This window comes from Blastopirellula marina, assembly GCF_002967765.1.
GTDB lineage: Bacteria > Planctomycetota > Planctomycetia > Pirellulales > Pirellulaceae > Bremerella > Bremerella marina_A.
This window is the reverse complement of sequence record NZ_PUHY01000014.1, coordinates 146,958-169,588: the sequence shown is the minus strand read 5'-3', so window position 1 is coordinate 169,588 and position 22,631 is coordinate 146,958. Positions and strand designations below refer to the sequence as shown.

Genomic DNA, 22,631 nt, shown 5'->3' with positions numbered 1-22,631 from the left:
TGGGGTGGCCGGGGGAGGCGTAGGCGGAAGCCACCTCCGGCCCGTTACCGTGCGTAGTTCCTCGATATCCATTCACTCAAAAGCTTACCCATGAAATACAAAATCATTCGCGTACTGGACGTCGCCGGGCTACGGGTATTCGAGCCGGTCGTCCTTCTCTGCTACGGAGAAGCACCCCGCCAGCAACTCAAGCAGATTGGTCTGTACATTCTGATTCCAATCTTGGTGATGGTTGGCTGCGTTGTCGCTTGGGACCTGTTAGGTCCCCGCATTAAGACACGTGCTGGCCAAGTTCCGACGCCCGGCCAGGTTGTCGAAGCGTATGAAGGAATCGCCAATTTTCACACACGCGAGTATACGAAACTAAGCGACTACAACGAGGCTGGCAAAGCCCGCGAAGAATCACTCGCGAAGACCGAAGCAGCAATTGACGGGCTCGACACAAAATGGGCAGACATCAGCGCCCAATGCGATGTGTTGTACGAACGCCTGATCTCCAAGATTCCGCCCGAGGCTTCCGAAAAGAAGACCGAGATTGAAACGAACTGGTCGCAGCTCAATGCGCAGTTGGCCAAGACCGACGCGTCTCCTGCCGCAATCGCTCGTGACAAGTTCAACTTCGTCGAACAGATTTCCAGCGAGTTCATCGCCGCGAATCTCTCAAAGCTGACCGAAGCGGTCGCACTGCAAGATGCCGTCTACAAGAAGGAACAAAAGAAGCGTGCCGACGCGTTGGTCGCGGAAGCCAACAAGATCGCGACCGATGACTATCAAGGCAAGGTCGCCTACGTGAGTCTTGTGAACGAGCACGTTCAACAGACCAACCTAGAAAGCGATCACCTCAAGAACCTACGGGCCGAACTTTCCGAACGGCGAGGCAAGTCGCTGCCGGAAGTTGAAGCACTGCGGCAACAAATCAGCTCCACGGGCCAGCAAGCCGAGTTCCTTAAGACTCGCGTCAATCTCCTGACGGAAGGTAATCGTCAACAGAAGGTGGATAACGCCGCTTCCGGCATGGAAGACCTCAAACAGCAGTACGCTGTGGCTTCGGGTCCAGAAATGTTCACGTTGGCTCAAAAGCTGATTCAACGTGATGAGCTAATCAATACGATCTCAACTTCCGAGTTCGCCAAGCCGCCAACATTCTTCGATCAGATCTGGACAAGCTTGAAGTGTGTGTTCACCGGGTTCTTCATCGCCACAGCGATTGCGATTCCAATCGGCATTTGCTGCGGGATGAGTCGCGTGTTCATGGCTTCGATGACACCGCTTATCTCGCTGTTTAAGCCAGTCTCGCCGATTGTTTGGTTACCGATCGTATTCTTTATTGTGGGTGCATTCATTACCAAGCCCGAAGATGCCTGGATTCAGCCGTCGTTCCTCAGCTCGGCAATCACAGTCGCGCTCTGCTCGCTGTGGCCCACTCTCGTTAATACAGCCCTTGGGGTTTCAGCAATCGACCAAGATCACTTGAACGTAGCACGCGTCCTGCGACTTAGCTTGTGGGATCGTTTGACCAAGATCATCATCCCATCCGCCTTGCCGCTGATCTTTACCGGACTGCGAATTTCGTTGGGTGTGGGCTGGATGGTGTTGATCGCTGCGGAACTTCTCTCGTCGAGTCCCGGTTTGGGCAAGTTCGTCTGGGACATGTTCAACAACGGTTCGTCCGCCACCTTCGCCCAGATGTTTGTCGCGTGTGGATTCGTCGGAGTCATCGGCCTACTGCTAGATCGCATCATGATCGTGCTGCAGCGGATGGTCAGCTTCGACGGCGCCCCGACTGCCCTTTAATCTTGGATCGCTCACGTTAACTCGGAAGGTACACGCCTCATGGCTATCCTCGAACTGGACAACGCAACCGTGGGATTCGGCGAGTCGCATCGCCGATACACGGTGCTGGAAGATGCGAACCTGAAAGTCCACGAAAACGAATTCGTCGCGATCATCGGTTTCTCCGGCAGTGGCAAATCGACTTTAATTTCCCTGCTGGGCGGGCTCGTCCTGCCAGACGCCGGCGCCGTTCGCTTCAAAGGCAAAGAAGCTGGCGGCCCTGGTCCTGACCGCGGCATCGTTTTTCAAAACTATTCGCTGCTGCCGTGGCTAACGGTTTACGGCAATATCGAACTCGCCGTGAAGACGGTCTTTCCGCAAATGAAACGGAATGAACGTCGCGACTACATCCAAAAGTACATCGATCAGGTTAGCCTGACTGGTTCGGAAAGCAAACGCCCTTCCGAACTTTCCGGCGGGATGCGTCAACGACTATCGCTGGCTCGAACCTTGTCGATGCAGCCTGAAATTCTCCTGCTCGACGAACCACTGAGTGCGTTGGATGCTCTGACCCGTAGCGTGCTGCAAGACGAGATCATTCGTCTTTGGGAAGAAGATCGCCGCACCGTCGTGATGGTAACGAATGACGTTGACGAAGCCGTGTTGATGGCTGATCGCATCGTTCCCTTAACCCCTGGCCCGTCTGCTCAACTAGGCCGTGAGTTCGCCGTGACACTCGATCGCCCACGTGATCGAGCGACCCTTAACTTCAATCCCGAGTTCAAAAAGCTCCGTAACGAAATTACTCGGTACATGCTCGACATCAACGAAGACGCTAAGCAACTCCGCGTGGCTTCTGAGTTAGTCCTGCCTGATATTCAGCCTATTCGCATTGGCGTTGCATAACAGCAGCCTAGAACGACCGGCAAGGAAACATCATGTCGCAAGAACAACGATTCGTTGAAATGTACCGCCTCGTCAAGGCGTATCCCAATCCGTTTGGGGACGACGTGAAGGTGGTCGATGGCTTCAACCTGATTCTTAAGAAGGGTGAAGTCGTCAGCTTGATAGGTCACTCCGGCTGTGGCAAGTCAACTGTGCTAACCATGGTCTCGGGACTTAATCCGATTTCATCTGGCAGCGTGGTCGTCGCCGGACGCGAAATCCAAGGCCCAGGTCCCGATCGCAGCGTGGTCTTCCAGTCGCCTTGCTTGTTGCCTTGGATGACCGCGATGCAAAACGTTCGCATGGGAGTCGATCGCGTTTACCCACATGCCACGCGAAACGAACGTCGACAGATTTGCGAATACTACCTCAGCATCGTCGGCCTGGCCGATTCAATGGACAAGTATCCTCGCGAGATGTCGGGTGGGATGCAGCAGCGAGTCGGCATCGCCCGCGCAATCGCGCTCAAGCCAAACATGCTGCTTCTGGACGAACCATTTGGACGACTCGATTCGCTCACGCGAATGGAACTGCAGGACGTGATCTTGAAGATTCTCGACAAAGAAAAGATCACGACCATGCTAGTCACCCACGACGTCGACGAAGCCATCTACATGGCCGATCGCATCTGCATGATGACCAACGGCCCGGCAGCCAAGGTCGGACAAGTGCTCGAGCTTCCCCTGCCCCGCCCTCGCAACCGTGCCGAAACCTTGGAGCACCCGTTGTACTACGACCTGCGTGGTTCGCTAGTCTCGTTCCTCGAGGAACAAGAACGACACAAGCATCACAAGCCCAAGTCGGCCCAGCCAGAACAGACCGAAGCAGCACTCACCGTCTCGATTGAATCCGAGTCGGACGTCGATTCTCCCCAGTCCAACAGCGTCACGGCCAACGCCTAAGTTCATAAGGTTATCTCGTCCATGACCACGACCATTGCCGAATCGGTCCTCACACACGTGCAGCTCTGGATCTACGATCTAGAGCAAGAGAAGTTTCTCCCCCGTGGCGGCTTCCCAGAAGCCCCTTACGGCGAACTACAGCACGACCTACTCCAAACGGCCATTGATGAACGTCGTTCGGCCGTGCGTGACCTTGGCACCGAAGCGATCGAGATTGCACTTCCGATCACCATTTCGGAAAGCGTAATCGCTGCCGTGCTTCTCACGATACGCACCGACGAAGGCTGCAAAATCGCCATCGAACGCTGGACACGTACTGAACGCGACGAACTCGGACTTGCGGAAGCATGCTACCGTAGCCTCGAGCACTTTGCCCGCATCAGTCCGTACGTTAAATTCCCGCGCGGATCTGGCCTGCCGGGCGAAACGTGGGACGACCGATCGTGCCGTATTATCGCACGCATCGATCAAGCCAAGGCTTTCATGCGTGCTGCGGGGGCTCGTAAGGAAGGTCTTCGCTACGGGCTCGGTATCCCGACGATGAAAAGTGAGCATGAACTGGAAAGCGTTTTGCTTCTGTTGAGCACGGTCGACTTTCCGCTTTTGCTTTCTTACGAAACGTGGAAGCCATCCGACGATCAGTCGCAACTCACGCTCGGACAGTCGTGCTATGCCCTGGGCATCGATGCTCCGAAAGCAGATCAAATTGCTTACGGCGAAGGCATAGTCGGCGAATGCTTTGCCTCGCGACTCCCCGTTTACCGCAGCGAACCTGATAACGACATGGCGTTGGCCAAGCTGTTCGACCAGGACGCACGATTTGCTTTGGCATTACCAATCTTCAACGGCGACCAGCTCGTCCAGGTCCTCCAACTCATTGGCTAGTTGAATGGCGATTGTCCAGCAGAAACCGGATGAACTCAGCGGACACGGCTTCGACCTCGTCGAGATGCTCCTGGCCGAACAACGTGATCTGTCCGCCGTCGAGCGATTCTCGCAGCGGCACGAACAGCACGCCGGTCCGCTCCTGGAACCTACCTATCGCGAACTCATTCCCTTGACCGAGCCAGGCCCTGGCGAGCAATACGCCTTCGAGGTCGACCTCGATGCCTGCTCGGGCTGCAAAGCGTGCGTCGTCGCTTGCCACAACATGAACGGCTTAGAAGAGTCCGAAACCTGGCGGCGTGTCGGAATGTTGCAAAGCAGTGTCGCGACGCAGCCCGCCGTGCAGCACGTGACGACCGCGTGCCACCACTGCGTCGAACCAGGCTGTTTGCTCGGTTGCCCAGTGCAAGCGTACGAGAAAGACCCAGTCCTAGGGATCGTCGTCCACCTCGACGATCAATGCATCGGCTGCAAATACTGCACACTGATGTGTCCGTACGATGTTCCCAAATTCAGCGATACCAAGGGCATCGTCCGCAAATGCGACATGTGCCGTAATCGCCTGGCTGAAGGTGAAGCACCAGCTTGTGTTCAGTCGTGTCCCAACGGAGCAATCAAGATCACCATCGTCGATCAGTCCGAAGTCACCACGCAATCGGACGAAGGTCAATTCCTTCGAGGTGCCGCGAATCCCCGGACGACCCAGCCGACAACACGTTACATTGGAAAGAACCGGCTGAATGCCGAGATGCAATCAGCAGGCACTCAAGAGTTAACCGTCAATCACGCCCACATGCCATTGGTCGCCCTGCTAACGCTTACCCAGGCAGGCCTCGGGATGCTGATTGCCAGCGTGGTGACTTGCCTCCTGACAGACACCGGAATGGTAACCGCCGTGCTGGCGACGTTAATCACCCTGGCTGGTGCCGCGGCGGCCGGTGCCCACCTCGGCCGTCCGATGTACGGCTTCCGTGTGTTCCTCGGGCTGCGTACCTCCTGGCTAAGCCGGGAAGCCGTATTGATGCCTGCGTTCGTCGGTCCGCTGGTGGGTTACGCGGCTTCGTTCTTTGTACCAATGATCGAACCGTTCCAAGTTCCGCTTGGCTTAGCCGCGATTGGTGGCGGACTGGTCACGATCTTCTGCTCCGCGATGATTTACATTGTCACACGCCGACCGTTCTGGAAAGAGTCGATCACGTTCGGGAAGTTTGGCACCACGATCGTCCTCGCCACTTTTGCCGCAGCAAACTTGGAAGCAGCCGTTTCAACCGGCAGCACATCTTTGGTGATCGCTTTCATGCTGGTTGCCATCACGGCGGTACGTCTCGGTTTAGAATTCCAATTCCTCAAGTCAAGTACGCACGACTTGTCGAATCCGTTGGCGCGGTCTGCTCGATTGATCCTGGGTCCGTTGGCACCGATTAGTTGGGGACGAATCGCACTATGGAGTCTCGGTGGAATCGTGCTTCCCCTTTCCGTGTTGGCAACCGGTGGCACAGCCGCGATCGCCTTGACAGGCTTGTCTCTCGCGGCGGTGATTGGGGCGGAGCTGCTCGACCACGTACTTTACTTCGCTGCCGAATCGACGCCTGCTATGCCTAATTTGCCAAAGTAATCGCACTCGCAAAGGATGTTTCGATGAGTTCGACCACGCCAGCTAAGAAGTCCAACGCTTTGCAACAGTTGATTTACGCGAAGGATGGCGAACTGACGCGCGACTTGTTGCTTAATCCAGGCGAGTACGGCCTCGGTAAAGTTCCCGCTAAGGCAAAGCCGAACGGCACCACGACTTCGGTCTGCGGCTTCTGCTCGACAGGCTGCGGACTCGAACTGCATCTGCAAGATGGTCACGCGGTAAACCTCACCCCGGCGGTTGATTGGCCCGTCAATCTTGGCATGGCTTGTCCCAAGGGTTGGGAGTCGTTGACGGTGTTGAAATCAAACGATCGCGCCACGCAACCGCTTTTGAAGGGTGCAGACGGGAAACTCGCGCCGGTCAGCTGGGATACCGCGATGCGTGCATTCTGCGATCGCTTCAAAGCGATTCAAGCTGAGCACGGCAACGATTCAATCGCCTTTCTCAGCACCGGCCAGATCGCCACCGAAGAGATGTTTTTCCTGGGCACGCTTGCCAAGTTTGGGATGGGTATGCTGCATGGCGACGGCAATACGCGACAATGTATGGCCACCGCCGTGGTTGCCTACAAGGAAGCGTTCGGTTTCGACGCGCCTCCGTTCACCTACCAAGACTTCGAAGAGTCGGATGTGATGGTGTTCGTCGGCTCGAATCTTTGCATCGCGCATCCGATCATGTGGGAACGGGTCCTCCGCAATCCACACAATCCCAAGATCATCGTCATCGATCCACGCCGGACGGAAACGGCCGTCGCTGCGACGCATCACTTGCCACTATGCCCCAAGACTGACTTGGCGCTGCTGTATACGATCGCGAACATCTTGATCCAAAAGGGCTGGATCGACGACGACTACATCGCGAAAAACACCACCGGGTTCGATGCCTTCAAAGAGGCAATCGCGGACTACACACTGGAGCGCGGTGCTGAAACGTGCCAGCTTGATGCCGAAGGTATCATGGCTGTCGTCGAGGCAATCCATGAAGGCAAGCGGGTTTCTTTCTGGTGGACGATGGGGGTCAACCAAAGTCACCAAGGCGTACGCACCGCCCAGGCGATCATCAATCTCGCGCTTATGACCGGCAACATGGGGCGTCCTGGGACGGGTGCCAATTCGATCACCGGGCAATGCAACGCGATGGGATCGCGGCTGTACAGCAACACGACCAACCTGGTCGGTGGACACGATTTCCGCAATCCAGAAGATCGCGAGAAGATCGCTGGAATTCTTGATATACCGGTCGTAAACATTCCTACGGAAAATAGCTGGTCGTACGATCGCATCATGGAAGGCATCCGGGCTGGCGAGATCCGCGGGCTGTGGGTTATTGCCACGAATCCAGCACACTCCTGGATTCATCAAAAAGAAGCCCACGAAACATTCGATAAGCTCGACTTTCTGGTCGTGCAGGACATGTATCACTCGACCGAAACCGCTCAGCGGGCTGATCTCGTTCTGCCAGCGGCGGGGTGGGGAGAAAAGGAAGGGACATTCATCAACTCCGAGCGTCGCATTGGCTTGCATAAGAAAGTCATCCCGGCGCCAGGCGAAGCACTCGCCGACTTCCAAATCTTTCGCCTCGCCGCCAATTATTGGGGCTGTGGCGAGATGTTCGACAAATGGAAGACACCTGAGGATGTCTTCCAGTCAATGAAGAAGTGCTCAAGTGACCAGCCGTGTGATATAACGGGCATCCGCGACTACCGCATGCTCGACGATGCCCGCGGAATTCAGTGGCCCGTTAAAGCCAGCGAGAGTACCGCCGATGATTGGATGCCCGAGCAACAGCGGCGTCTCTTCGAACAAGACGGGCAATACTTCCATGCCGACGGGAAAGCGAAGTTCATCTTCGAAACCCCACGGTCACCAGGCGAACAGCCACATGACGCATATCCGCTGCGGCTTCTCACCGGTCGTGGTACAGCAGCCCAATGGCACACGCAAACCAAGACATCGAAGTCGGCGGTCTTACGAACGCTCTACTCGACTCAGCTGTTAGTCGATATGAACCCAGAAGACGCGACCGTACTAAAATTGAAGCCGCATGACGAAGTGATCGTTGAATCGTTGCGCGGCAGCGTGAAGGCGCGTGTCAACATTGTGGCCAGCGTGCAGCCGGGGCATGTCTTCTTACCCATGCACAACGAGCTAACCAACCAGCTGACATTTCCTGAATTCGATACCTATTCCCGTCAGCCGTCGTACAAAAACGGCGCGGTTCGCGTTCGCAAACTCCATTAGCAGATGCCGCCAGGACAAGCAGCAAAATGCGACTGATCTAAGCAACTCGCACGTACTGATCACAGAATGATCACCCCTTACTCCTAGCTACCAAAAACTTTTGCAACTCAAAAGTGGACACACATATCCACTTTAAGGCATTCGAAGCCGGAGCATCGCGATCGTTCAATGAAAAACGGCGCATTCTTTGCATAAAAGCGAGCAACTCTCATCCCAACCTAAGGATCGGCGATTTGCATCGAACGCGATTCCAGCGCGATACCGCTCTTGCCACCAACGCTGCTTTAGGGCGTTTGGTCGTGATTGGCAATGGGATGGTCGGGCATGCGTTTTGCCAATCGCTCGTTCGTCGCGAGGCAACCGCTTCCTGGCAGATTGATATCTTCGGGGAAGAACCGCACGCGGCCTACGATCGAGTGCGACTCACTCAACTGTTTAGCTCTGCAACGCACGACTCGCTCACCCTTTCGCCTCGTTCCTGGTACGAAGAGAACAAGCTCAATCTACTGACCTCGCAGAAGGTCATTCAGATCGATCGCGTTCAGCGAGAAGTGGTCACGTCGGACGGAGGAAGTTATCCATACGACCGCTTAGTACTGGCCACCGGAAGTAGACCGTTTGTGCCACCGATTGAAGGGGTCGATCTTCCTGGCGTCTTCCTGTATCGCACTGTCGACGATCTGCAAGAGATTCGCCGCTTTGCAGAGCGTTGCCAATCGGCTGCCGTGATGGGAGGGGGCCTCCTCGGACTGGAAGCAGGCAAGGCCATCCTCGACCTTGGTTTAAAAGCCCACATTCTGGAAGTTGCTCCAACGCTCATGCCACGGCAACTTGATACCGCTGGGGGTGAACTGCTGAAAGCTCGCGTCGAAGCATTGGGCGTTCACGTTCATACCCTCGCGCGGTGTGATCGCATTACCGCGAAAAACGACCGACTTCGTCTGCACTTCACCAATAGCGACTCGCTAGACGTCGATATGCTGATCATCTCGGCTGGGATTGTCCCGCGGGATGAACTTGCTCAAGATGCCGAATTGACGCTGGCTCACCGAGGTGGCATTGTCGTGGACGACCACCTGCGAACGTCCGACAAGAATATCTACGCGATCGGTGAATGTGCGGTCCATCGAGACAAACACTACGGACTGGTTGGTCCCGGCATTCAGATGGCCGAAGTCTTGGCAGCCAACCTCTGCGGCGAGAACAAACTGTTTGATTACGGCGACCAGTCCGCCAAGTTGAAACTGATGGGAATCGATGTCGCAGCCCTCGGCGATGCCCTTGGCGAAACACCCAATTCATTGATCATTTCCTACGATCACGACGATTCGTATCGCAAGTTGATTTTTCAAGGCACCCGTGTGGTTGGGGCGACGTCGGTTGGCGAGTGGAACGAGATCGACCGCATCCGTGACTTCATCGCTCATACCAAGCGTCTTTGGCCTTGGCAGATTCAGCGTTTTCGCCGCACCGGTCGCCTCTGGCCGGAAGACGAGATGGACCACGCCGATAACTGGGCGGAAACCTCGGTCATTTGTAGCTGCATCGGTGTGACCAAGGGGACGATTTGCCAGGCGATTTGCGAAGGAGCGAAGTCCACCGCTGAAGTGGCGGAAGCAACCAGGGCATCGACCGTTTGTGGAACATGCCGCCCACTTATCCAGCAGCTCATCGGTCAGCCGCATGCCGCCGAAAAATCATTGAGCTGGAAGGTACTTCTTGGTAGTTCAGCATTCGCAATCGCCTTCATTTTGGCCATGCTACTGATCGGTCCCCTCCCTTTCTCCGACTCTGTGCAAACCTCTTGGCATGCGTTCGATGCTATCTGGCGAACGGAAACACCGAAGCAAATTACCGGGTATACGATTTTCACCCTTACAACTGTAGGGCTCCTGTTCTCCTTTCGGAAACGAATCTCGCGGATGAACTGGGGTGACATCGCCTGGTGGCGGATCGCTCATGCAGTCCTGGCCACCTTGGCGGTGATTGGCTTAGTGCTGCACACCGGCTTTCGATTCGGATCGAACTTGAACTTCGCTTTGGCGACAACCTTCATCATTGTCAATCTCACCGGCGGTCTGACGGGCATGGTTGTCGCGCTAGAGAATCGCATCACCGGATCGGTAGGGCGAGTCATTCGTCGACTGCGACCTCGGCTAGTGTTTTTGCACCTCATGCTGTTTTGGCCGTTGCCGGTACTCGTTCTGTTTCACGTCATCACGGTCTATTACTACTAATCGATGTCGACCACGGTTTACATTTCGGCATGGGTACTGTTGACGCTGCTGATTGGCAGCAGTCTGGCAGCGGCTCTATTGACCGAAGATGGATCGTGGAAGAGTGCTTATTTACCTGGCGAGACGACACATGGACATTATCAGATCGAACTGAAATGCTCCGCCTGTCACGATCCCGAATCGGGAGTCACTAGCAAGTCGTGTCTCGAATGCCATGAGCAAGAATTGGAAGACGCGAACGACACCCACCCGGCCAGCAAGTTCAACGATCCGACAAATGCAGCCCGTCTTTCGGTACTCGATGCTCAGAATTGCATTAGTTGCCACAAAGAGCATGTACCGCACGTTACCCATAGCATGGGCGTCAGTTTGCCGGATGACTTTTGCTTTCACTGTCATCAGGAGATTGCCGAAGACCGCCCCAGCCACCAAGGAATGGCCTTCAACACTTGCCAAACAAGTGGTTGCCACAACTATCACGACAACCGTGCTCTCAACGAAAACTTCCTGCGTAAGCATCTCGAAGCCGCAGAAGTACCAGAAGCGCAAACAGTGCCTACTCGTAACGGACTGGAACGCTACCTGGCCAAGCAGAAACAACCGGTCATTCCGCTAACGACAGCTGAGGTCCACTACCCGACCAACATCGAGGCAAGTGACGAGCTGATTGCAGACTGGGCTGGATCAGCCCATGCCAAGGTTGGATTGAACTGCTCCGCGTGCCATACCCAAGACAACGACATGGCCACCTGGCAAAACGCCGTCTCGCACAATACCTGCAATGGGTGTCACGAGAACGAAACCGCCGGATTCCTGCAAGGCATGCATGGTATGCGATTGGCTCAAGGACTCTCGCCGATGTCACCAGCCATGGCCCGGTTACCAATGAATCCCAATTCATTGCATGCGGAACTTTCATGCAGTTCTTGCCACGGGCCACACGATGCCGATGTACGCGTCGCCGCGGTCGAGTCTTGCTTGAAGTGCCATAACGACGAGCACTCCTTGGCCTACCGCCAGTCGCCCCACGCGCAGCTTTGGCAAGACGAACTGGATGGCAAATTGCCGGAAGGAAGTGGCGTCAGTTGTGCGACGTGCCATCTTCCGAGGGAAGTCCACGGCAGCCGCAAGTCGCCGCAGACGCGTGTGCAGCACAATCAAAACGACAATCTTCGCCCGAACGAGAAGATGATCCGTGGCGTTTGCCTTTCATGTCATGACTTACAGTTCAGTCTCGATGCCATGCACGACGCGGCGGAGATTCAATCCAACTTCAGCAGTTCACCCGATCATTCGGTCGAAAGCCTCGAAATGGTCCGCAAATGGTTCGAATCGCGCGGTAATCAAAACTAATCACCCTCTCCCATCTATTGGATTACTTGGACTTCCTCCTTCGTACTTCTAACTCAAAGAGATGAATTCATGAACAAGTTCCTGGGACTCTTCTGTGGCGTGATCGTTGTTTCCTGTCTTGTTACAGCGATGGCCGGTTGCGGCAACAGCACACCGCAGCCGGTCGAATCTGCCAGTGGTAGCATATCCCCTAAGCAGTTTGCCGATGCTGTCCATGCCGTGATGATGGCCGACCGGACCGTCTATGCGAAACACATCGTGACACGCTTGAAGGAACAAGGAAGCGACGTTTCTGCAAGCGAATATTGGGAAGATGAAGAAGGTACGATTCCACTGCCCGCTCAGATGTTCCGCATGGGTTCGGAACTGGTTGCCAAGAACGACGGTGCAGGCTTCACCTATGCCTTGAAATCACTGTGGCCGCTAAACTCGCAAAACGCCGCGAAGTCGCCACAGGAAGAAGAAGGCTTGAAGTTCATCGTCGATAATCCAGACAAGAACTTCTACGGCAAAGAAAAGCTTGGAGACAAAACTTACTTCACGGCAGTTTATGCCGACAAGGCAGTCGCCAAAGCTTGCTGGGACTGTCACAACAATCACTCCAATCGCCCGGATGACTATCCTGAGTTTAAAGAAGGAGACGTCATGGGAGGCGTTGTCGTGCGTGTTCCTCTCGACTAACACGAACCCGGTTTTACCGGCATTGCGGCATTCGACCTTACCAGAATGCCGCAACCGACCAGTGTGTTGCTGTAGACGCCCACCGGCATGAGAAACGACTAATCGCTACAACCGTCACGGAGTGAATCCGAAAAGTTGTTGCTTCCCGCGTTGGCCGACGGTCCTGGATCGACTTTCAACCAGCAACGAGCGGCAAGTTATGCTTTTGGTGTTGCATATCATGTTGCTGGAGGGAAATGAATGTCTTCCAATGGTCCTCGGGATCGACGCCGACACTTCTGGGTCGATCCTAGCCTCCAGGGAAGCCTGGTCGCTCGTGTCGTGATGTATTGGGTGGTTTGTCTTCTGACGGTCGGCGTTGTGCTGATGATCGTCGCCGCGCTCAGCGACATGAACTCTCCGGTAGTCTCCGTAGTCAACATGCTGCTGTGTTACTACGTGCCAGCCGTCTTGGTCAGCTTGCTAGTACTTCCGGTGATTGTGATGGACAGCATCCGTCACAGCAATCGATTTGCCGGCGCGATTGCCCGCTTTCAGAACGCGATGGAGCGTTTGGCCGATGGAGAAACGGCTAGCCCGTTGATCGTCCGCCACGGCGATAGCTGGAGATGCCTGGCCGATCAATTCAACCGGATCGCGCTGCGCATGGAAGAACTCGAGAACGCCCGGAACAGCGAGGCCCCGCCAACCTCTTCCGAGCAGTCGGAAGAGGTTTTGCAGTCAACCAGCTTCTAGCTGTCTTTGCGACGATCGCGTCCGCCGCTACCTCGGCGACGGCGACCGCCACCGCTGTTGCTACTGCGTCCACCACGTTCATAAGGGCGCGACGGTGGTGCATTTTCGTGACGTGTGATGTTGGCTTCGACCATCGCCGAAACCGCATCGGTCCACGATGGGATCTTCTTGTGCTTCTCTTTCGTTCGATCGGTATCGTCACCCGATTCCTTTCGCCGACCGCGTCGCGAACGTCCGCGTGAGCGACTGCGAGGTGCTTCATCCTCGTCGGAATCGAGATCGTCGAGCACGTCGACATCGTCTCGATCATCATCGTCGTCGTAGTCGTCTTCCGCACGTGAACGGGAGCGACGATCGTCTTCGTTTTCGGTCGGGGCCGCGTCAGCATCAACCGCTTTACGGGAGCGACGGCGGCGTCGGCGACGGCGGCTTGGACGTTCTTCGTCATCCCCTTCCGCGCGATCTTCACGATCGGAACGCGATGAGCGACTTTCTTCCTCGGCTTCCGATTCAGCTTCGATTTCGTCATCGTCCGGAGTTTCGCGGGCGGTGACTTCTTCATCATTGCTTCGCGAACGGCGACCACGGCGACGACCACGCGAACGACCGCGACCGGAACGTTCGCGGCGGGACGAACGTTCTTCCGAAGCTTCTTCGTCGTCGGAATCATCTGAGTCATCGGCTTCCGCTTCGACGTTCAAATCGGCAGTGCCTTCATCGATGAAGATTCCGTCGAAGCCCTCGAAATCTTCGTCACTGGTGGCGATTGGCTTTTCTGGGCGACCGATCAGCTCTGAAGCGCGCGATTCTTCCGGCGAGCGTTCCAGGGGTTGGCGGAATGCTTCGAGGTGAGGACTGATCTCTTCTTTTTCTTCCTCCGGTTCCGGCTCTGCCGTCGGTGCGGCGGCTTCTAGGGCCACGGCCTCTTCGACAACCGCTTCCTCTTCTTCGTATTCGTCCTCTTCCTCTTCTTCCGCGGAGGAAAGGCCGAGCATCGAAGAGAGCGAAGCCCAATGGCTACGCTTCTTCGGTTTCTTTTTCTTCGGCTTGGGCGCTGGCTCTTCGACGACCGGTGCCGGTGGCTCAGGCTCGTGATGAGGTGGTTCGACGATTTCCTCGTTGTCGACCGGACCGTCCGAGACCTGCGAGAGCGAATCTTCGACATCGACGGTCGCTTCCGCCGCTGCTGCTTCTTCAGCAGCCTTCTTCGCAGCGGCTTCTTCTTCGGCCGCCTTTTCCGCAGCGAGACGTTCCGCTTCGGCAGCAGCCTTGTCAGCTGCGGCTTGCTCGGCGGCAAGCTTTTCGGCTTCTGCGGCAGCTGCCTGGGCAGCTTCTTCCTCTTTTTTGGCGGCTTCGGCAGCGGCTTCTGCGGCTTGGGCTTGCTCGAATTCTTCCTGAGAGATGGCGCCGATTTGGGCGGCGAGGGATCGCCAATGGCCCGACTTGTTAGAACTGCTCATGAATTGCGTCAATTTGTGCCCTGTTTTCGGGGCAGTGCTTTCCTGCAAAGGGTTATTATCCCCCGGAATGGGTAATTGGCGGGCTTTTCCTAAGCTTCCGCGGCGACCTCACGCTACCTACGACATTTCTTGTGGTCGCCAACCCGGATGGCGGGGATGCTTGCATATTCCCGCTCATCATAACGTGGTCAAAGAATCTTGGAAAGGTGATTCGCTGCTTTAAGTTAGGACGTAACGATTACACCAATTAGGACAAGAACGGCAACAAGCCAGGCCCCTCGCAAAGGCCCGGCTTGCTGAATCCCCCAACGGATTACGGTACTAGTTGGTCGGGTACATCGAGAACGTACCGTTGGTCGCTGTGTTAAACAGCGGTCGGTAGTAACTCTTACCCGCACTCGCGGCACTGCAGGCTCGCGGGTACCAAACCAGGTTGAATCCAACGTTCCAAGTTTCGTCGACGTAAGGAGTTGTGTGCGTGTCGTCGTCCTTTGGAATCAGGTACAGGAAGTTGGTTTCGACGGCCAGGCACTGGGTGATTGGGATGTTCATATCCGCACTCAACAGGCCCATCTGGTCTTCGGTCCAACCACCCGAGAATCGCATCTCGCCACCACAGATATCGAGCGGAGTGCGATAGAAGAACGCAAACATATTGTTCGGTTGATAGTTTTGGCTGATCGTTAGCGGAGCAGTTGCTCCTTGCGGCGTGATCAACGCGTTGACGGTGCTCACATGGTCGGAAGCAGTAAACCAGAAACCGAATTCGTTACGGCTCTGGAACTTCCAGCTCAACTCACCGCGGATTTGGCTGGAGGTCAGACTGTAGTACCAGTCATCGCTCATGTAGTCGAACACGACACCACCTTGCCAGCCCCAGTCGACTCGACGGAATAAACCGGCCGTCAGGAAAAACTGGTCGCGGGTGTTGTCTGTGAAACTTGCTCCATGCAAGTTGGCACTGGTTCCGTTTACACCCAGCTGAAAACCGAGTCCGCTGCTCTTACCAAAGAACGGCGTGCCCCAGTTCAAACCGTACAGAAAACCGAAGCTTCCGTCGGCACCGCGGTTGAGCGGACCTTTGAAACCTTCGACGCCTGCTCGGACTGAGAGGTTTTCCAGCGATAGGCTGAAGCAGATCGGAATGCACCAAGTATTGCACGCCTCGCCGCAGGTGTCGCAGCCCGTACCCGAGCAGGACGTGCAGCCGCCGTCGACATGCATTCCTTCGTGATAGATGCCGGCCGTGGCGTGACCAGGCATGATGACCTCGCCTTCCACGACGGTACCTTCGATGATTTCGCCTTCCATGTACTGTTCGCCGGCAGCGTTACTCAACACCGAGTAATCGACCGGTTGAACATCCCCAGCTTGCACCTTTGAGGCGACATAACTGGCCCGAGCGACGCGTTGGCGTGCGGCATTGACTCGTTCCTGATTGTTCGGGAACAAGCTTCGAATGGCTCGTTGGGGCGATGGGGGACGTGTCGTGTCGTCAACAACGACTTGCGACAACTTGGCAGGTTCACGAGGCTCAGCCGCGGTTGCGAGGTCCGCGAAAGAGCTAACGCACGAAGCCGTCAGCAGGGCAAAGATCCAGGGGAAGACTCTCATGGCCTTACCTTCCTATATGAAATAAACACCGAGGGGGGGACGGTCGACAGCCGCGCAATAGCACGCTGTCCGTTTCATTCATCGTCACCCGAAGACTCAGCACTTTCGGAAAACTCGCAATAATCCGCAAAGTTTTCCCAAGCCACCAAACACCACCACTTGGATGCCCTAGAAAAGCTTTCTATTCCCCCAAAACGCCATGTTTTTGTGATACTAGGTAATTCAGGACAGAATTACGGGTCGTTACGATTGTTCTGTTTTTTTCTGTGATGACGATTCGATAAGCAGTTCTGTAAGCGGAGACTTTAATTTTTAGCCGCGATCCGTCCCCCGGACGAAACAACCTATCGAGAAGGATCTCAACCATGAAAACGCCACTTCTGGCCGCCGCACTCGTGCTGCTCTCCAGCATTCAAGCATTCGGCCAAACCTGCGGCTGCGATAGCCATCCGGTTATGGCGTCGCCCATCGCTTCCTGTGGATGCAATCAGTGCTGCAATCGCTGCGAGCGTCCGTTGCTGGAACTGGTCGAAGGCATCGGCTTTACCTTGAAGACCACCGCTTGCACCATCAAGAGCGGCGTTCACCGCCTCTTCCACCCAATCACTTACTGTGGTTGCAACTCGTGTGCAAAGGCAACGCCTTCGTGCGGTTGTGGTGATAGCGTCCACTCGGTTGGCAGCTACGAGATGATGGAACCAGGCATGGAATACATCGAATCGACGCCTGTCGAGTCGGCTCCTTCCCACCCGAAAGTTCCTAGCATCCCAGGTCCTCCAACCACTCCGTCGGCAACCCCGCAAGCTACGGAACCATCCAAGCTGCAAACGACGCCTCACAAGTGGGAACCCGTTGGCAGCCGTCCTGGCCAGCGTCCGCAAGTTACCCGCTCGACTCGCAGCGTCTTGAGCGCCCCAGGCCGAGCCAATTCCTCGACCACCCGACCGGTCACGTACTACGCTCCTCAGAAGTAAAGCTCGGTAGTCGTTACTACCCCAGTTGTTCTCACGAACAACGACCCTGTCATCCTAGGAAAAAACTCCGGCCCTTCACGAGCCGGAGTTTTTTTATGCGTTGGTACTACCGCAATGCGTTAAGCCAAACGTGCGATAGCGCTTCATTGGTGCTGGCAAGTTTACTTAGATCTGATCCAGCACTTGTCCAAGGTCAGCTGTCAGGTCTTCGGGATCTTCCAGGCCAACCGATATCCGGATGAGTTCATCCTTGATTCCATGGGCCAGGCGAGCTTCCCGGTCGTAACTGGCATGCGACATCGATGCAGGCTGTTCGATCAGCGATTCGACGGCCCCTAGGCTGACCGCCAGTTGGAATAGCTTCGTCTCTTCGACCACCTTCTTGGCTGCCTCGAATCCGCCAACAACCTCGAAGCTCATCATCGCCCCGAACCCACCTAACATCTGTCGGGCGGCAATATCGTGACCAGGATGCGAGGACAAACCTGGATAAAGAACACGCGTCACCTTGGGGTGTTCGTTTAGGAAATTGGCCACGATCTCAGCCGAGCGACACTGTTCACGAACCCGCAGTTCCAGTGTCTTGATCCCACGCGAAGCGAGAAAACATTGGAATGGATCGAGCACCGCACCGGTCGCGTTTTGAATGAAATACAAGCTATCGAACAGTTGCTTATCCTTCACCACCAAAGCCCCACCCAGCACGTCGCTATGCCCGGCCAGATACTTCGTGACAGAATGCTGTACGATGTCGACACCCAATTCGAGCGGACGGGTCAACACCGGCGTGGCGAAGGTGCTATCGACACCCATCAAAATACCGTGCTTCTTGGCAATCTTGGCACATGCCGCCAGGTCGGTAATCGACATGAGCGGATTGCCAGGACTTTCGACCCACATCAGCTTGGTATTTGGCCGGATGGCTGCTTCCAGCTTTTCCAAGTCGGTAGAGTCGGCCAGCGTCACTTCCACGCCGTTCTTTTGCGTGATCTTGTGCAGCAGACGATAGGTCCCGCCGTAGATGTCGGTGCCAGCAACCACGTGATCGCCTGCTTCCAGAAGCATCGACGCACAATGGGTAGCCGCCATGCCGGAAGCAAAAGCCAATGCACCGCAGCCACCTTCCAGTTCAGCCAAGGTGGTTTCCAGGTTTTTGCGGGTGGGGTTGCCGCTACGTGAGTAATCGAACTCGCCCCATTCCCCTGCCCCCGGCTGGACGAATGTGGAAGCAACATGAATCGGCGGAACAACGGCCCCAGTTTGCGGGTCCTTCTTGTTACCGACGTGAATGGCCTTGGTGCGAAACTTCATGAGAGGGCATCTTTCTTAGGCGTTGTCCAACGCTTGCTTCAAGTCTGCAATCAGATCTTCCGTGTCTTCAATACCACAGGCAATTCGGATCATGTTGTCATAGATGCCGAACTTCGCTCGATTTTCAGGCGTCTGCTGGTAATAGCTCATCACCAGTGGCTGTTCGATCAACGATTCCACACCACCCAGGCTCGGTGCGATCTTAAAGATCTTCGCCCCGTCGACCACGTTGGCCGTTTTTCGCCAGTCGGCATCTTTCACCAGGAAGGTCACCAATCCGCCGTAACCACGCATCGTTTGCTTGGCGATCTCGTAGTACGGATGCGAAGGCAGACCAGGGTAATAAACTTTTTCGACCTTCGGATGATCTTCCAGGAACTGAGCGACGGCCAGACCATTCGCATTGTGCCGTTCCATACGCAGGCTGAACGTCTTCAATCCGCGAAGCAGCAAGTAACAGTTATGCGGAGCGTTGATGCCCCCCATCACGCCGCGGAGCTGACGGACCGACTCCAGTTTCTCTTCACTCCCAATGATCACACCGGCAAGCAAATCGTTATGCCCGGCAAGGTACTTGGTGGCTGAGTGCAGCACGTAGTCGACGCCGTAGTCGAGCGGACGCAGGTTGTACGGCGTGGCCAGGGTGGCATCGATCAGTGTTTCTACGCCGTGCTTCTTGCCGATTGCGGCAAACTTCTCCAGGTCGATACAGCTCAGGTGCGGATTGGTGGGCGATTCACTGATCAGCATTTTCGTGTTGGGGCCGATCGCTTTTTCCATCGCTTCATAATCGCCCGTCTTCACCGTCTTGGTTTCGACGCCGAAACGAGCCAAGTGCTTACCGCAGAACTCACGACTACGGTGGTAGCATTCGTCAAAGAAGACGACCTCATCGCCCGAGCTAACCTTAGCCATCAACAGCCCGACAAAGGCCGCCATGCCACAGGAGTAAAGGACGGCCGATTCTCCCCCTTCAATCGCAGCCAGCTTGGCTTCGGCGGTCTTTTCACCAGGGTTACCGTAGCGGCCGTATTCTTCGCGGACCTGCTTCTCTTCGATGTAGCGGATCACCGAATCGGTATCGTCGAAGGTATAGGTCGACGCGCAGAAGATTGGGTCGGTGATCGAATTGCCGGGCTTCATCCGGGCTTCGCCACCTTGCACGGCTGTCGTGGACACGCCACGGTTTGCTTTTTGTTCAGGAGCGACTGACATGACGGGGGTCTCGCGTGAATGCGGGAACTCGGCAGATCCAAGAGGCGAGCGAGCCTCCAAGAACGCAACGGAACCCTTTGATTGAACAGGGCCGCAGCAAATGATCTGTGTTCAAGAACTTGTCACCGGGAGAGCGACAACGGCACTTTAGCAGATACGGCTGCAAGCGGCCACAAATCCCTATTAAATCCAAGCCTCCAGTGTAACCGCAGCGATTCTGGGCCGCAACTGGCCGCATTTTCTATTTTGTCACGGACGCGGTTTCTTAATCGTTCCATCAAGGAACTATTTCCCAGGCGGTCTCGCCAAATACTTAGTGGGTGGATGCTCTATCTCTTTGCTTTCTGCAATTTCCTTGACATCGATTTCCAACCGCCAGTAGCATCGCGACTGTCTCAATATTCCTCGCGACAGTTTCTCTGCGTGACCAACCTATCAGGTCGACAACACCTCAGCCCCAGCGAGTTTCTGACATGTCTCAGCGCACCGATGCTCTAAGCGGCCCAATTCTCGTCTGTTTGGCGATGATCCTCTGCGGCCTAGGCCAGTTCGCGGAAGATCGACGCTTGCTGGCGGCCGAAACGAAGACGCCCGATGTCAGTGTGCTGCTGCATGTGACCGATGAGAACGGCCAAGCGGTTTCCGGCGCCGAACTTCTCGTGACGAAATGGACCGGACGCTACGAGCCGCTGGGAGAAGTTCACCAGACGAATAATCAGGGTGAAGCGAAACTATCGTTTCCCTTCTCGGACGATTTCTTCTATCTGCTGGTCCGTGCCGAATCGAAAGCGAACAAGATCGTCGATCTGCACGTCGACAAAGATTCAACCAGTAAAGAGTTCGATGTCACCCTGCAAGCGCCCACGCCAGGCTATGTGCAGGTAACCGCCAACGACCATCCTGTCGAAAATGCCGAATTCTCTTGGATCGAGTTCACCGACAACAACGGCGAGAAAATCGTCTGGACTAAAGATGGCGTCAGCATGCTCGATATCGTGTGGCCGCAAAGCGATGCCGAGGGTCGCCTCCCGCTTCCTTTGATCCCACATGATGCCATTCTGGACTTCAAGGTGATTCATCCCGATTTTCGACAAGTTCGTTTGGAAGGTACGCCAGTCAAAGAGGGAGAAATCGCGAGCGTCTCGCTTTCCTCGGGCGTTCCCGTCGTCGTCACGGTTGAAAGTCACAACAAAGACGGTTCAACCCTGGCCGATGGAACGAGCATCATGGTGCAGATGTTTACGTCGGGTGCAACACGAGCCGCGGACACGGTCTACCACCCGTTTGCTGTGCGAGACGGCAAAGTCACGTTTACAGCCAGTCCAGAGAAGTACAATCGCTTGCAACTCACGACGAACGACTTCTTTCTTAGTCCGCCCTACTTCAACTACTCCACGGTCATCGAACCACGCCTTGATCTAACGAGTGGTCAGGAGGTGAGATTCGAGGCAAAATCGCATCCCAAGCGAACCGTTCGCGGTCGCATCGTCGATCCAGATGGGAATGGCATTCCTGGTGCTTTCATCAGTACTAGCTTCCAACACGCGGGTAATGACGAAGGAACGGAAAACGAACAATACACCTCTATCGAGGAAGCACTACGTACGTGGACGTCTGCCGGAAATGGCGAAACGGATGCCGAAGGTAATTTTGAAGTCGAGGCTCCATCAGGCACGTTGCAGATTGAACCGATTTGTGCAGGCTATTTCTCCGATCCACCGGTGATGTATTTTCAATGGTCAGGCGATCCAGAGTCGATCATCCCCGACTACAAGTTGCACCGTGTTCCTAAATTAAAAGGAAAGGTCGTCGATGCGTCAGGAAAGCCTCGCTCCGGCGTAGTGGCTCGGTTGCGGCATGAGGGACGTGGCGATGCCGACCCGGTTGTGATTACCGACGCGAACGGCGAATTCGAACTACAGATGCGGCGCATACCTTATTCCACGAAGACGACCAACTTGCAAACCAACCTGGGTGTGCTCGCATTCGATCCCCACAGCAATCAGGCAGGTTTGACCACGTTTGAAGTTACAGACGAAGCCGCCACGCAATCGATTGTCGTTACCCTTAGTGAACAACCGGTCGGTTGGCTGCGTGATCCCTATCACACTTCTGCAACCGAAGGCACCGATACCGAATGGGCGGAACAGGTCGCTCAAAATCGAAAACAGTACGCGCAAGGTCTTCCCGGTAAGACGGTCCCCGACATGCGGGATGGAACTTGGCTGAATACTGAGGCGAAAAGCCTGGAAGATTTCCACGGGAAATACGTGTTACTCGATTTCTGGTTTATCGGCTGCGGCCCATGTGCCCGCGATCAGCCCAGCGTACACGCTGCCTACGAAGCTTACAGAGAACTAGGATTTACCGTCGTCGCGATGCACATCAATGGACAAACGGCCGAGACGGTGGCCAAGTATGCTCGGGAAAATAACATGGACTATCCCATCTTCGTCGACGATCCGGAGGGAACGGTAACCAAGCAGTTCCGCGAATTAGGCGTCAATTACTTCCCGATGTATATCTTGCTCGGTCCCGATGGGAAGATCATTCACAACGACGTCCATGCCCTGACGACATCATTACGTGGTGAAAAGCTAGAACTGATTCACGAAGCAATCCATTCGGCTCAGGATCGGCCGAAGGGGAACTAGAAGTTATTCGTACATG

The 22,631-nt window shown here is 55.4% G+C and carries 16 protein-coding genes; 12 read left to right on the top strand and 4 right to left on the bottom strand.

From position 1 onward, the window contains the following. Window positions 1–90 precede the first annotated feature (90 nt). From C5Y83_RS29905 to C5Y83_RS23365, 10 genes are all read left to right on the top strand, one after another. Window positions 91–1,794 carry an ABC transporter permease gene (locus C5Y83_RS29905; protein ID WP_233207340.1) on the top strand — a complete coding sequence of 568 codons (1,704 nt, stop codon included), beginning with the start codon at window positions 91–93 and terminating at the stop codon, window positions 1,792–1,794. Between the two features lie 39 nt (window positions 1,795–1,833). Further along, window positions 1,834–2,679: an ABC transporter ATP-binding protein gene (locus C5Y83_RS23405; RefSeq protein WP_105332223.1), complete on the top strand. Its 846-nt coding sequence runs from the start codon at window positions 1,834–1,836 to the stop codon at window positions 2,677–2,679. Between the two features lie 32 nt (window positions 2,680–2,711). Then, the gene (locus C5Y83_RS23400; RefSeq protein ID WP_105332222.1) at window positions 2,712–3,620 is read left to right on the top strand and encodes an ABC transporter ATP-binding protein; all 909 of its coding nucleotides are present in this window, start codon (window positions 2,712–2,714) and stop codon (window positions 3,618–3,620) included. A gap of 21 nt (window positions 3,621–3,641) precedes the next feature. After that, complete coding sequence (locus C5Y83_RS23395) at window positions 3,642–4,505, top strand: GAF domain-containing protein (protein ID WP_105332221.1); 864 nt, start codon at window positions 3,642–3,644, stop codon at window positions 4,503–4,505. A gap of 4 nt (window positions 4,506–4,509) precedes the next feature. Next, a complete protein-coding gene (locus tag C5Y83_RS23390; protein WP_105332220.1) occupies window positions 4,510–6,120 on the top strand; it encodes a DmsC/YnfH family molybdoenzyme membrane anchor subunit in 1,611 nt (536 codons plus the stop codon). A 23-nt stretch (window positions 6,121–6,143) separates the two neighbouring features. Continuing rightward, a complete protein-coding gene (locus tag C5Y83_RS23385; RefSeq protein ID WP_105332219.1) occupies window positions 6,144–8,381 on the top strand; it encodes a molybdopterin oxidoreductase family protein in 2,238 nt (745 codons plus the stop codon). A 233-nt stretch (window positions 8,382–8,614) separates the two neighbouring features. Then, window positions 8,615–10,618, top strand: coding sequence for an FAD-dependent oxidoreductase (locus C5Y83_RS23380; protein ID WP_105332218.1), 2,004 nt, complete (start codon window positions 8,615–8,617; stop codon window positions 10,616–10,618). Between the two features lie 3 nt (window positions 10,619–10,621). Continuing rightward, window positions 10,622–11,971 (top strand): cytochrome c3 family protein, encoded by a 1,350-nt coding sequence (locus tag C5Y83_RS23375; RefSeq protein ID WP_105332217.1) that lies wholly within the window; start codon window positions 10,622–10,624, stop codon window positions 11,969–11,971. A 69-nt stretch (window positions 11,972–12,040) separates the two neighbouring features. Further along, window positions 12,041–12,652 carry a DUF3365 domain-containing protein gene (locus C5Y83_RS23370; protein WP_105332216.1) on the top strand — a complete coding sequence of 204 codons (612 nt, stop codon included), beginning with the start codon at window positions 12,041–12,043 and terminating at the stop codon, window positions 12,650–12,652. A 240-nt stretch (window positions 12,653–12,892) separates the two neighbouring features. Then, window positions 12,893–13,387 carry a hypothetical protein gene (locus C5Y83_RS23365; RefSeq protein ID WP_105332215.1) on the top strand — a complete coding sequence of 165 codons (495 nt, stop codon included), beginning with the start codon at window positions 12,893–12,895 and terminating at the stop codon, window positions 13,385–13,387. Here C5Y83_RS23365 and C5Y83_RS23360 read toward each other — a convergent pair. Together C5Y83_RS23360 and C5Y83_RS23355 are read right to left on the bottom strand one after the other, a co-directional pair. After that, window positions 13,384–14,847, bottom strand: coding sequence for a hypothetical protein (locus tag C5Y83_RS23360; RefSeq protein WP_105332214.1), 1,464 nt, complete (start codon window positions 14,845–14,847; stop codon window positions 13,384–13,386). The genes C5Y83_RS23365 and C5Y83_RS23360 overlap by 4 nt on opposite strands. 321 nt (window positions 14,848–15,168) lie before the next feature. Then, window positions 15,169–16,461, bottom strand: coding sequence for a DUF6666 family protein (locus tag C5Y83_RS23355; RefSeq protein ID WP_105332213.1), 1,293 nt, complete (start codon window positions 16,459–16,461; stop codon window positions 15,169–15,171). Window positions 16,462–16,826: 365 nt separating this feature from the next. On the opposite strand from C5Y83_RS23355, the gene C5Y83_RS23350 reads away from it, so the two are divergent. Beyond that, complete coding sequence (locus C5Y83_RS23350; RefSeq protein ID WP_105332212.1) at window positions 16,827–17,435, top strand: hypothetical protein; 609 nt, start codon at window positions 16,827–16,829, stop codon at window positions 17,433–17,435. Window positions 17,436–17,600: 165 nt separating this feature from the next. On the opposite strand, the gene C5Y83_RS23345 is transcribed toward C5Y83_RS23350, so the two are convergent. Both C5Y83_RS23345 and C5Y83_RS23340 read right to left on the bottom strand, forming a co-directional pair. Then, complete coding sequence (locus C5Y83_RS23345; protein ID WP_105332211.1) at window positions 17,601–18,746, bottom strand: trans-sulfuration enzyme family protein; 1,146 nt, start codon at window positions 18,744–18,746, stop codon at window positions 17,601–17,603. 15 nt (window positions 18,747–18,761) lie between these two features. Further along, the gene (locus C5Y83_RS23340; protein ID WP_105332210.1) at window positions 18,762–19,961 is read right to left on the bottom strand and encodes a trans-sulfuration enzyme family protein; all 1,200 of its coding nucleotides are present in this window, start codon (window positions 19,959–19,961) and stop codon (window positions 18,762–18,764) included. A gap of 473 nt (window positions 19,962–20,434) precedes the next feature. On the opposite strand from C5Y83_RS23340, the gene C5Y83_RS23335 reads away from it, so the two are divergent. Beyond that, window positions 20,435–22,615 (top strand): peroxiredoxin family protein, encoded by a 2,181-nt coding sequence (locus C5Y83_RS23335; RefSeq protein ID WP_105332209.1) that lies wholly within the window; start codon window positions 20,435–20,437, stop codon window positions 22,613–22,615. The last annotated feature ends 16 nt before the right edge of the window (window positions 22,616–22,631 follow it).